The following is a 12,123-nucleotide window of genomic DNA, read 5'->3' as shown; positions in this document are numbered from 1 at the left end:
ACTGCAGGGTCAGCCGCCGGTTCTGGGTGCAAGGAGGATCTGCACGGCCTCGAGCCGTTTGGCCACACCCGACGTGCCCGCCGTTCCGCCGTCGGCGACCCATGACTGCCAGCCGAAATCCTCCACGTGTGCGCGATAGTGGATCCTGTAATGGTTCGCCATCGCACCGGTCAGCCTGGCTTCGAACGCTTCCAAACGTAGCCCTTGCCCAGTTGTGCCGATGGGGTTGGCCGACGATGTCCACGGCTGCCAGCCGATCGACTGCACATGCCCCCGCCATTGGATGTCCCCGGTATACGCCGTGCTGGACACGTTGAGGCGCAACGCCTCGACCCGAAGGGCCCGGCCCGTGGTCCCGGCGACGGTGCCATCCGAAACGTTCGCCATCCAGCCGAGATTCTGAACGTGCGCGGCGTACACGGCAGTGAATGCTGGTGCCACCTTCGGAACCAACTCGATCACAACGGCCTCCACCCGCCGGCCTTCCCCAACAGTGCCGGCTGTGGCGCCGTCGACCCCGTACGGCTGCCAGCCGACGTCCTGCACGTGGGCGCGGTACCTGATGCTGTACTGCGAGGCCAGATCCCCCATCAACCGCAGCTCAAACGCCTCCAGGCGCAGACCGAGCCCGGTCGTTCCGATCGGGGACGCCGACGTCGTCCATGGCTGCCAGCCGACGTCCTGCACATGCCCCCGCCACAGAATGTCGCCCGGCAGGAAGTCTCCTGCCACCGACAGGCGCAACGCCTCCATCGGCAGTGACCGGCCGGTCGTTCCTGCGGTGGCGCCGTCCGAGACGCTCGACTGCCAGCCGATCGTGGCGACGTGGGCCTGGTAGACCCCGATGCACGTCATGTCGTAGTCGTAGGTGCCGTCCGTCCATTGCGCGATATGGACGGTGCCCCCGGAGAAGCTGGGATTCACACAGAGGTCGGATGCTTCACTGGCGAAGTCGAGACGCCCTGCCGGCGACCAGACGGGCACGTCGGGAAGCTGCCACGATCCGGTGATGGCCTCCCAAGCGCTCACATAGGAGTAGATCCCGTGCGGATACCCGGCGTCCGCCAGTGCGGCCAGGAGCCCGGAGATGACGTACCGGTTCTCCTGCCGCTGGGCTGCTGTCGAGCTGGGCCAGGGCTGTCGCGGGCGGGGCTCGACGTCAACCCAGATTCTCTCCGGCCGCCATCCCACCTCATCGAGGGAAGCAAGAGCCGCGCGGCCCTCGGCGTACCCGACGTTGCGCAGCCGGTCCGGCCTGGTGCTTGCGGGCCAGGGGCCGTCGTCGCCGTAGGTGTCGTATTGCGCGGCGGTGGGGAACGTGGCCATGGCGTAGGCCTGGGCCCGGACGCCGTGCTCGAGTACCCACTGGAACTGCCAGTCCAGGCAGGGGTTCTCGGTGAAAGCGAGTCCGTTCGTCAGCCCCACGACCACGAACTCCGTGTCATCCGGAGGCATCGGAAGGCCGCCCGGACACTGTGGCCACGACACGTCATGTCCGTAGTCGACTGCCCGGGCTGGTGCAGCGAACAGCACGCCGAGTGCGAGCACAAGCAAAACCGCCACGAGCCGGGGCATGGATGCCCGGGAGCGGCGGCCAGGTCGAAGAACACCAAGGCCGGCCATGATGGCCCCCTTTATTTGAAAGGATGACCGAATTATCCCACTCGGCCACCTTCGCCGCTAGCCAGGTTTCAGCCCTGCCGGGTGATCCGCACCGGCGTCAGCATTTCGCGATCGAAACCCACCACGCGGCGCTCGCCGTGAAGGATGACCTCGTGGGTGTGGACGTCCTGAGTGCTGGAGGTGGCCACGTGCAGTTTCACCAGACCGGGCGTGACCACGCGCTTCAGGTCCACGCCGGTGAAGGACGTACGGTCCGCGTGCACGGTGAACTCGACCGATGCCGAGGACCCTGCCGCGAGTTCCACCCGGGCAAATCCGATCAGCTCCCGGACCGGCCGGACCACCTCGCCTACCGGGTCCGCCAGGTAAAGCTGCACTACCTCGGCACCGTCAACGGCCCCGGTGTTGGTGACCGTGCAGCTCACGGTGACCGCTTCCGCCGTCGACATCGCAGGGGCGCCGGCCACGTGGTCCGAGAACCCGAAGTCCGTGTAGGAAAGCCCGTGGCCGAAGCCGAACAGCGGCGACGGGTCCAGTGCGCTGACACCGGACGGGCCGGCCAGCCGGCTGCGGAGGTAGGTGCCGGGCTGCCCGCCGGGGGTCCGCGGCACGGACACCGGCAGCTTGCCCGAGGGATTGACGACGCCGGTCAGCACGTCCCAGAGCGCCTCGCCGCCCTCCTCGCCGGGGAAGAAGCCCTGGATGATGGCCCCGGCGCGGTCCACGAAGTCACCGAGCGCGTACGGCCGGCCGCTGAGGACCACCACGACGGTCCGCGTGCCCGCAGCTTCGGCGGCCGCCAGTACGCGGTCAAGCATGCGGTGCTGGTCACCCGGGAGCCGGAGGTCGGCGGCGTCGTTGCCTTCCCCGGACGTGCCGCGGCCGAAGAGGCCGGCGTTGTCGCCCACGGCGATCACGCAGGTGTCCACCTCTGAGGCGACGGTGCACGCCTCCTCGATCTGTTCCTCCGTGATGTTCTCGCAGGTGCCGGTCGCGGCGCTGCGGAGGGACCCGAAGCGGGACGCGGCAGCGTCCGCGACGGTGGGGATCAGGATGCCCATCGGTACGTCAGGATGCGAAGCTCCCACGTGCGCGTCGAAGGAGTAGCAGCCCAGCATTGCGAAGGGGTCCTGTGCCAGCGGCCCCACCACGCCGAGTGCACCGCCCAAGGTGCCGGGCAGCGGCAGGGCAGGGCCGCCGTCGTGCGTCCTGTTGCTCAGCAGCACCAGCGACTGTGCTGCGATTTCCCGCGCCAGGGCGCGGTTCACCGCGGGGTCAAGGTTGATGGACCCGGCGGTAAGGACCGGCGGAGCGGGGTTGAAGCTGGGGGACAGCAGCCCGGCCTCCTGCTTCTGGGTCAGCACCCGCCGCAGCGCGGTGTCCACCAGATCCTCGGCAACCGCGCCCCCGCGGATCCGCTCCTCCAGGGGCTTGCCGTAGCAGTTCACCGTGGGCAGTTCCACGTCCACGCCGGCGGCCAGGGCAAGGGCAGCGGCTTCGCCGGAATCAGCGGCCACACCGTGGGTGACGTTGAGGAAGGCAACGCCGAAGTAGTCCGCTACCACCGTCCCCGCGAAGCCCCACTCGTCCCGGAGCAGGGACGTGAGGAGTGCACGGTTGGCGGCTGCCGGCACGCCGTCGGTATCCGTGTAGGCATGCATCACGGACCGGGCGCCGCCATGCTTGATGGCCAGTTCGAACGGCGGCAGCATCACATCGGCGAGTTCCCGGGGGCCCATGGACACCGGGGCGTGGTTGCGGCCGGCGCGGGACGCGGAGTAGCCAACAAAGTGCTTCAGGGTCGCCACGATCCCCGCACCCTCCAGGCCCTCAACGTAGGAGCTGGCCAGGACGCCCACCAGGTGCGGGTCCTCGCCTATGGTCTCTTCCACCCGGCCCCAGCGCAGGTCGCGCACCACGTCCAGCACAGGGGCCAAGCCCTGGTGGACGCCGAGCTGCCGCATCTGCTCCCCGATCAGCCCGGCCATCCGGCGGACTAGGGCGGGGTTGAAGGTGGCGCCCCAGGCCAGGGGCACCGGGAACGCAGTGGCTTTCCATGCAGCCAGGCCCGCGAGGCATTCCTCGTGGACCTGCGCGGGGATGCCGAAACGGGAGGCAGCCATGATCTGTTCCTGCGCGGCCGCCAGCCGGCGTGCACCCTCCAGCGGCTCCACGGGGACGGTACCGTACATGCGGGTGATCTGGCCCAGGCCGTTGGAGATCACTTCATCCCAGGACCGGCCGTCGCCGGCCATCTCGTTCTGCAGGGGAGCCACAGAGTCGCCGTCCGTCGAGGCATTCACCCAGACGCCGGCCAGCTGCGCCAGCTTCTCTTCCAGCGTCATCTCACGGATGAGGCGTTCGACGGCGTCGCTGCCGCCAGCCGGAACGCTGTCCTGGCTTAGTGCTTGCTTCTCGGCGGCACCGCTCGTCACGGGCTTCTCCTAGGGATCGTGAACGTTTCTCTGAAACTATCAGAAACTTATTACAACTTTCTAGGCATGAAATCCTTGACGTGGGATCGCGAAGCTCCATACGGTTGATTGCAGGAGCCAGGACGAAGCTCAACCTTGTGTTCGAAACTTCTGTAACTTCCTAGAAAGTTTCGAAACCTTCACTGCAACGACATTCGACGGAGAGATCATGCGGACGTACAGAGTGGCCATCGTGGGAACCGGCGGGATAGCGGCGGTGCACGCGGACAACCTCGCCCGGACAGACGGGAGGGCGGAGCTCGTGGCCGCATGCGATGTGGACCAGGGCAGGCTGGACGCCTTCGCCGGCCAGCATGGAATTGAGGGCAGGTACCTCAACCTGGCCGAGCTGCTGGCCGGGGCCAAACCGGACATTGTGCACCTCTGCACCCCGCCCATGTTCCACATCGACCAGGCCATCGAATGCCTGGAGGCGGGCGTCCACGTCCTGTCCGAGAAGCCGCCGGCGCTTAGCCTCGCTGACTTTGACCGACTGGAGAAGGCGCAGGCAAAGGGCGGCGCCCAGTTCTCCTGCGTCTTCCAGCACCGCTTTGGCGATGCTTCGGCGGCTGCCAGGGAACTGATCGGAGCAGCGGACTTCGGCCGTCCCCTGGTGGCCCGCTGTGACACGCTCTGGTACAGGCCGGACAGCTACTGGGACCTGCCCTGGCGCGGCACCTGGAACGCCGAAGGTGGAGGACCCACCATGGGCCACGGCATCCACCAGTTCGATCTTCTCCTCCACCTGCTGGGCCAGTGGGAGGAAGTCACCGCCATCGCCGCCCGGCAGGACCGTGCCACGTCCACCGAGGACCTGTCCGCGGCGCTGGTCCGCTTCGGGAACGGCGCGGTGGCCACCATCGTCAACTCGCTGCTGTCGCCCCGCGAGACCTCGGACATCCGGATCGACTGCGAGTTCGCCACCGTGGAACTGAACCACCTCTACGGCTACAGCACCGACAACTGGACCATCACGGCCGCCCCCGGCCATGAAGAGCAGGTCAACAAGGCGTGGACCGGGCAGCCGCTGGAGCGGGGGAGCGGACACTCGGCGCAGTTCCTGGCCATGTATGACGCGCTCGACGACGGGCGCCCCCTTCCTGCCGGCGCCGACTCCGCACGGCAGACACTGGAACTCGCGGCCGCCATCTACGCCTCGGCTTTCACCGGCACCCCGGTCCGGCGCGGCGACATCGTCCCCGGCCACCCCTTCTACGCCGGCATGGACGGCGAGGGACTGGGCGCCGAAGTGCTGGACGCCACCGCCCTGCGCGCCGTCCGCGCCTGACAACCCGCAACTTTCAAGGAGACTTTTCCATGACCACCCCCGCAGCCACCACAACCCGCCAGCTGAGCGTCCTGGACGACGGCGCCGCCCTCAGCTTCACCGCCAACGGCCGGACCATCGCCACCTATACCTACAAGCCCACCGACGCCCAGTACGAAAGCCCCCGGCCGTTCTTCCACCCGCTGGCAACCCTGGAAGGCGACGAAGTCACCATTTCGCGTCCGTGGGACCACGTCTGGCACAAAGGCCTGTCCTGGGCCCTGCCCAACGTGGGAAAGCACAACTTCTGGGGCGGCGCCACCTACACGCGCGCCACCGAGTACGCCAACCTGGACAACAACGGCGCCATGACCCACCAGGCATTCGCTTCGGTCAAGGAGACCGAAGCCGGGATCACGGCGTCGGAATCCCTTACCTGGACGTCCCAGGAGGGGGAACCTGTCATCGCGGAGAACCGCCGTTTCAGCATCCAGCTCCTGGACGCCGAAGGTACGGAGGGCGCCTACGCCATCCTGTTCGAGTCCGAAATGAGCAACATTTCCGGCGAGGTCATCACCATCGGAAGCCCCACCACCGAGGGCCGGGACAACGCCGGCTACGGCGGGCTGTTCTGGCGCGGACCGCGGTCCTTCACCGGCGGCGAGTTCCGCAGCCCGGAGGGAACCGGCGGGGACGAATTCATGGGAACCCGCTCACCATGGATCGCCTTCACCGGGAAGCATGACGACACGTGCCGGTCCTCCACCATCCTCTTCACGGAGGACGGTGCCAACCCCGGCGCTCCCACCCAGTGGTTCGCCAGGTCCTCGATGTTCGCCTGCCTGGGCTCTGCGCCGTTCTTCAGCAAGGAGGTGCCGCTGGAGGAAGGCTCACCCCTGACCTACCGCTACGCCGTGGTGATTGCCGACGGCGCCGTGGACGGGGCACGCGCCGCCGCCCTGGCCGGAGCGGCGCAGCAGGCACTGGAAAGCTGGGCATAACCGTGGGAACAACTTTCCCCGGGGCCACCGGGCTTTCCGAGGTCACCATCTATGACTGGCCCGGCGCGGACGGCTGCGCGGGCGGGTCACCGCACATGCACACCGCCTCCACCGAGGCGTACGTGGTGCTGGAAGGGTCAGGCCGGCTGGAGACGCTGAACTCGGACGGCTTCACCTCCTCGCCGCTGGAGCCGGGAGCGGTGCTGTGGTTCACCCCCGGAACGGTGCACCGTGCCATCAACGATTCCGGCAACCTCAAGGTCCTGGTGGTGATGCAGAATGCCGGGCTGCCGGAAAACGGCGACGCCGTCATGACGTTCCCGCCGGAGCACCTCGCGGACGCCGAAGCGTACGGTAGGGCCGCGGCCCTGGAGATTAAGGATGCCGAGGCCGGACTGGCCGAGGGGGAGGAAGCGGCCCGCCGTCGTCGTGACCTGGCGCTGGAAGGCTACCTTGCGCTGAAGGCTGCGGTGATTGAGTCCGGGTCCACGGCACTGGCGGACTTCCATGCCGCGGCCGCCCGGCTGGTGGCTCCAAGGACAGCAGCGTGGGCAGACGTCCTGGCCAGCGGCGCAGCGGAGCAGGCGGAGACCACGCGGCAGCAACTGGCTTCTCTGGACGCGGCGGAAAGTTTCTACCTGGGCAAGGCGCGGACTACCATGGGGCAACGGAAGAACCGCAGGTTTTACGGCATGTGCGGCCGCATCCAGACGTGGGAACTTTCCGAAAGCTGACCCGGGCGCTGTCCCGGATGAAAGGACGGCTTGGTGAGCAAGCAGGAAACGGGACGTGCCACGATCAGTGAGATTGCGCGCGAGGCCGGGGTCTCCGTTCCGACTGTTTCGAAAGTGCTGAACGGGCACGCCCATGTGGCGGCGGAGACCCGGGCGCGGGTGGAGGAGATCATTGCCCGGCGGGACTACGCCCGCCGCCCGGCCAAGCGGCGCCAGAAGGCCGGGCTGGTGGACCTGGTGTTTCCGGGAATGGGCTCGGAATGGGCACTGGAAATCATCGAGGGCGTTGAGCGCGTGGCACAGCTTGCCGGCTACGGCACGGTGGTCAGCAGCCTCAGCCTGGACGGCTCACGCATCCGGCCCTGGCTGGCGAACGTTGCGGAGCGGAAATCGGACGGCCTGCTGATGGCGGTCTACCAGCTGGACGCCAAACAGATCCAGCGGATCAAGTCCCTGGGCATCCCGGTGGTGCTGATCGATCCCGTGGGCCAGCCCGGCCCGGACCTGATGACAGTCGGCGCCGCCAACTGGGACGGCGGATACTCGGCCACCCAGCACCTGCTGCAGCTGGGCCACAAGCGGATCGGCATGATCGGCGGCCGCGAGGACCTGCAGTGCAGCAGCGCGCGCGAGGACGGCTACAGCTCTGCCCTGCGCCGGGCGGGAATTGCGGTGGATCCCGCACTGATGGTTCCCGGCGACTTCTCCATCGAGTCCGGCGAGGCCGCCACCCGCAAGCTGCTGCAGCTGGAGGACGGGCCCACCGCGATCTTCACTGGCAACGATGACCAGGCCCTGGGTGCCTACCGGGCGGCGCGCGCCGCCGGGCTGAGCATCCCCGAAGACCTGTCCATTGTGGGTTTTGACGACATCCCCGCGGCCGAATGGGTGGAGCCGGGGCTGACCACGGTCCGCCAGCCCGTGGTGCAGATGGCCGAGACAGCCATGCGCGCCCTGCTCCGCCACCTGGACGGGGACGAGGAACTGCCCCAGCGGATAGAGCTGGGAACCGAGCTGGTGGTGCGCGGCTCCACGGCTCCTCCGCGCAAGGGCTAGCTGGTCCCGGCGGGCATGCCGGCCAGGGAGCCGAGCTCGGCTGTTGTGGGAGGGTTGGCGCCTGGCCGGGAGCACGTGATGGCGGCCGCCCTGTTCGCGTAGGCGGCCAGGGCCTGCAGTTCCCCGGGGGAGAGGCGGTGTAGGCATGACCTGCCGTCGCCGCCCAGCGCGCCCAGCTGCCCCAAACCGGAGATCAGGGCCGCCATGAAGGAATCGCCGGCACCCACGGTGTCCGCCACGGTAATGGCTTCCGCCGGCATCTCAGCACGCCCTTGCCGGGTCAGGATCACGGGCCCGTCCGCGCCGCGCGTCAGTGCAACCAATGCCGGTCCCAGGTCCAGCCAGGCGGCCAGCGACTCATCCGGGGTCCTGCCGGGATACAGCCAGCGCAGGTCCTCGTCGCTGGCTTTGACGATGTCGCTCACGGACACGAAGCCTTCAATGTCCCGCCGGGCAGCGTCGGCGTCGCCGCTGATGGCCGGCCGGCAGTTGGGATCGAAGCTGACGGTGGCATGGGGCCGGGCAGCATCCACCAGCCGGCGAACCGTCTGGTTGCCCGGAGCCAGGACGGCGGCGATGGATCCGGTATGGACATGGAGTGAGCTTTCCACCGCCGCCAGGGCCGGGATGGAGGCGCCGCTGACGTCCCAGCCAATGGAGAACGTGTATTCCGCGGCGCCGTTCCCGTCCAGGGACGCCGCCGCGGACGACGTCGGCACGGAACCTCCCACAATCGCCTCCACGTTGTTGCCGCCCAGATGGTCAGCGATCAGCAGGCCGTGGGGATCGTCGGCGTAGTGCGTCACGAGCGTGGTTGCCAGGCCGAGACGGGCAACACCTACAGCGACATTGAGGGGACTGCCGCCGGGATGTCCCTGCGTGCGACCCACCTCGCGTGGATCGCTGATGATGTCGACCAGGGATTCGCCGATGACGGTGATCATGGTCAGCGGCCCGGGTAGACAACGGCCTTGAGCTGGCCGGGCTGCCTGCCTGCCTTGAGCGCCTCTTCGGACTCGGACAGGGCGAACCTGCCGGTGACCAGGATGTCGAGGTCCACTTTCCCGTCGGCGATCAGCTGGATGGCCAACGGCCAGGTGTTGGTGTAGCGGAACACGCCGGAGAGCCAGATCTCCCGGTTTTGGATATAAGAAACCGGCAGTTCGACGTCGTCGGCGCCGAGCCCCACCAGGATTACCCGGCCGGCCGGGGCCACCGCCTTGATCCCGGAACGGACCGCCTGCGGTGCGCCGGACGCGTCAATGAACGCATCGACGTCGAGCCCTTCCGCGCTGTCCGTCGTGGCGTTGAGGGCGTGCGTTGCGCCGTGCTCCAGGGCGAACGCCAGGCGGTCCTCGGCGATATCGGAGATGTAGATCTCGGTGGCGCCGAAGGCGCGCGCGGCCTGGGCGGCGATGATGCCAATGGGCCCGGCGCCCGCGATCAGGACCCGGCTGCCTGGCTTGATCTCCGCGCGCTCGCAGGCCCAAAGGCCCACGGAGAGCGGCTCGATCAGGGCTGCCGCCTCGTCACTGACGCTGTCCGGGATGTCGTAGGCGAAGTCGCTCTGGATGCTCACGTATTCGGCGAACGCGCCGTCCACCGGCGGGGTGGCGTAGAACTCGATGTCCGGGCAGAGGTTGTACCTGCCGGCCTTGCACTGTTTGCACGTGCGGCAGGGGCGCTGGGGCTCGACGGCGACCCGCCGGCCGATGCGCGCGGGGTCCACGGCGCTGCCGACCGCGGCGATCCGGCCGGAAAGCTCGTGGCCCAGAACCAGCGGGTGGTCCACCACGTAGGGGCCAATCCTGCCGTGTTCGTAGTAGTGCACGTCGCTGCCGCAGACGCCCACGGCGGCCACCCGCACCAGGACCTGGTCCGGATCGAGCTGCGGAAGGGGCAGGGTTTCCATGGCCATGTCACCCTGGCTTTTGAGGATGTTCGCGCGCATGGTGGCGGGCAGTTCCTGCTGCTGGGCGGGCACGGTCCGGGTGGTGGGTGTTGTCATCGACGTAATCCTTGGAAAGAGTTTGGTGGGGAAACCGGAGGGTGATTTCACGGCGCTGGTTACTTCACGGCGCCGAGGGAGAGGCCCTGGACGAGTTTGTCCTGGGCGGCGAAGCCCGCGAACAGCACCGGCAGGGAGATCACGACGGCGGCCGCGCAGACCTGGGCGAGGAAGAGGCCCTGGCCGGAGACGAAGCCGGTGAGGAAGACGGGCGCCGTGCCTGCCACCACGCCGGTGAGGACGCGGGCCAGGAGCAGTTCGTTCCAGCTGAAGATGAAGCAGATCAGGGCGGTGGCGGCGATGCCCGGCATGGCCACGGGGGCGATGATTTTGCGCAGGATGAGCAGGAGGTTGGCGCCGTCGATCTGAGCGGCCTCCAGCATTTCTTCGGGCACCTCGGCGAGGAAGGAGCGCATCATCCAGACGGCGATGGGCAGGTTCATGGACGTGTACATGAGGATCAGAAACCAGATGTTGTCCAGTGCCCCGACCGTCCGGGCGAAGAGGTACAGCGGCAGGATCGCTGCCACCACGGGCATCATCTTGGTGGAGAGGAAGAAGAACATCACGTCTGTCCACTTCTTCACCGGCCGGATGGAGAGCGCGTACGCCGCCGGGAAGGCCAGGAGCAGCACCAGGACGGTGGACAGGATCGAGGCGGTGGCGGAGTTGATCAGCGACGGCCACGGGCTGACGCCGGACGTTTCGCCGAAGAACTCCCGGTACGCGTCCAGGGTCAGGTTCGCGGCGATCGAGGGCGGGTTGGTTGCGGCGTCCGTCTCGGAGTGGAACGAGGTGAGGACCATCCACAGGACCGGGACTGCGAAGAGCAGCGCGAGCAGCCAGGCTGCGATGCCGGCGGCGGTGTTGTTGCGGGTGGGGTCCATCCGCGCCTTGCCGCGGCGGCGTGGCGCGCGGCCGGTGTTCAGTGCGGTGGGCGATGTGGAACGGGCAGAGCCTGAGCTTTGCGGTGCAGCGGGGGTGAGGGTGCTCATCGTGCTGCCTCCTTCTTGAAGAGTGAAAAGACGGTGCGGAGGGCGAAGGTGGCCACGATGATGGTGCCGATGACCACCACGACGCCGGCGGCGGATGCCAGGCCGTATTCGTTGGCGAAGTAGAACGTCTGGTAGATCGCGTAGGGCAGGTTGGCCGTGCCCAGTCCGCCGGCGGTGAGGGTGAAGACGGCGTCGAAGTTCTGCACGATGTAGATTGCGCCGAGGAGTCCGCCGAGTTCCAGGTACTGGCGCAGGTGCGGCAGGGTCAGGTGCCGGAAGATCCCCCAGGGTGTGGCGCCGTCCATCTGGGCAGCCTCCACGGTGTCCATGGGGCGTGACTGCAGGCCGGCGAGCAGGATGAGCATCATGAACGGCGTCCACTGCCACACCAGGGAGAGGATCACGGCCATCATGGGTGCCTGGGAGAGCAGGTCCAGTTGCGGCGCCGCGGCGCTGCCGAACAGTGACCAGACCCAGGTCAGGATTCCGTTGATGAGCCCGTAGGTGGGGTTGAGCAGGGCGTGCTTCCAGATCAGGGCCGCTGCCACGGGAACCACCAGGAACGGGGCGATCAGCAGGGTCCGTGCCAGGCCCCGGCCGATGAACTTCTTGTCCAGCAGAAGCGCCAGTCCCAGTCCGATGAGCAGGCTGATCAGGACAACGGAAACGGTGAGGAGGATGGTTGTGAAGATCGCCTGGCGCAGATCAGGGTCGGTCAGGACCGTGGCATAGTTCTCCAGGCCGGCGAAGGCCGTTTTGTCCGGGCTAAGGCTGTTCCAGTTCATGAACGAGATGATCAGGGTCGCCACGAACGGAAGCTGCGTGACCAGGATCAGGAAGACCAGGGCGGGAAGCAGTGGTGCCCGCCGCGCCCATGCCAGGGCTCGTTCGCGCGATTTGGTGTCCCGTGTAGGTTTGGCTGCGGTGTGTCCCGGGCGGGAGATGCGCGCCGTTGCGGTAGTCAT

The 12,123-nt window shown here is 67.8% G+C and carries 10 protein-coding genes; 4 read left to right on the top strand and 6 right to left on the bottom strand.

Translation table 11 applies throughout. The features are described 5' to 3' along the window. Window positions 1-9: 9 nt before the first annotated feature. Both WHH00_RS14170 and WHH00_RS14165 read right to left on the bottom strand, forming a co-directional pair. On the bottom strand, window positions 10-1,455 hold the full coding sequence (locus WHH00_RS14170) for a hypothetical protein (protein ID WP_406633729.1): 1,446 nt from the start codon (window positions 1,453-1,455) through the stop codon (window positions 10-12). Between the two features lie 236 nt (window positions 1,456-1,691). Next, window positions 1,692-4,058, bottom strand: a complete 2,367-nt coding sequence (locus WHH00_RS14165) for a glycoside hydrolase family 3 N-terminal domain-containing protein (RefSeq protein WP_406633727.1) — start codon at window positions 4,056-4,058, stop codon at window positions 1,692-1,694. A gap of 208 nt (window positions 4,059-4,266) precedes the next feature. Here WHH00_RS14165 and WHH00_RS14160 point away from each other — a divergent pair, with 208 nt between their 5' ends. From WHH00_RS14160 to WHH00_RS14145, 4 genes are read left to right on the top strand one after another with little or no spacing between them, the layout of a single operon-like run. Beyond that, window positions 4,267-5,385 carry a Gfo/Idh/MocA family protein gene (locus WHH00_RS14160; protein WP_406633725.1) on the top strand — a complete coding sequence of 373 codons (1,119 nt, stop codon included), beginning with the start codon at window positions 4,267-4,269 and terminating at the stop codon, window positions 5,383-5,385. 29 nt (window positions 5,386-5,414) lie between these two features. Further along, window positions 5,415-6,365, top strand: coding sequence for a PmoA family protein (locus tag WHH00_RS14155; RefSeq protein ID WP_406633723.1), 951 nt, complete (start codon window positions 5,415-5,417; stop codon window positions 6,363-6,365). Between the two features lie 2 nt (window positions 6,366-6,367). Next, window positions 6,368-7,099, top strand: coding sequence for a cupin domain-containing protein (locus tag WHH00_RS14150; protein WP_406633721.1), 732 nt, complete (start codon window positions 6,368-6,370; stop codon window positions 7,097-7,099). 30 nt (window positions 7,100-7,129) lie between these two features. Further along, window positions 7,130-8,155 carry a LacI family DNA-binding transcriptional regulator gene (locus WHH00_RS14145; RefSeq protein ID WP_406633719.1) on the top strand — a complete coding sequence of 342 codons (1,026 nt, stop codon included), beginning with the start codon at window positions 7,130-7,132 and terminating at the stop codon, window positions 8,153-8,155. Here the strand turns inward: WHH00_RS14145 and WHH00_RS14140 are convergent. The 4 genes from WHH00_RS14140 to WHH00_RS14125 are packed head-to-tail and all read right to left on the bottom strand — an operon-like array spanning window position 8,152 to window position 12,123. After that, complete coding sequence (locus WHH00_RS14140) at window positions 8,152-9,099, bottom strand: carbohydrate kinase family protein (RefSeq protein ID WP_406633717.1); 948 nt, start codon at window positions 9,097-9,099, stop codon at window positions 8,152-8,154. The genes WHH00_RS14145 and WHH00_RS14140 overlap by 4 nt on opposite strands. Window positions 9,100-9,101: 2 nt before the next feature. Then, window positions 9,102-10,163 carry an NAD(P)-dependent alcohol dehydrogenase gene (locus WHH00_RS14135; RefSeq protein ID WP_406633715.1) on the bottom strand — a complete coding sequence of 354 codons (1,062 nt, stop codon included), beginning with the start codon at window positions 10,161-10,163 and terminating at the stop codon, window positions 9,102-9,104. 59 nt (window positions 10,164-10,222) lie between these two features. Continuing rightward, a complete protein-coding gene (locus tag WHH00_RS14130) occupies window positions 10,223-11,158 on the bottom strand; it encodes a carbohydrate ABC transporter permease (RefSeq protein WP_406633714.1) in 936 nt (311 codons plus the stop codon). Further along, the gene (locus WHH00_RS14125; protein WP_406633712.1) at window positions 11,155-12,123 is read right to left on the bottom strand and encodes a carbohydrate ABC transporter permease; all 969 of its coding nucleotides are present in this window, start codon (window positions 12,121-12,123) and stop codon (window positions 11,155-11,157) included. The genes WHH00_RS14130 and WHH00_RS14125 overlap by 4 nt, the downstream gene beginning before the upstream one ends.

The sequence above is a fragment of the Pseudarthrobacter quantipunctorum genome, assembly GCF_045291495.1.
GTDB lineage: Bacteria > Actinomycetota > Actinomycetes > Actinomycetales > Micrococcaceae > Arthrobacter > Arthrobacter quantipunctorum.
Note: the sequence above shows the minus strand (reverse complement) of the source record. Positions and strands in the feature narration are given on the sequence as shown.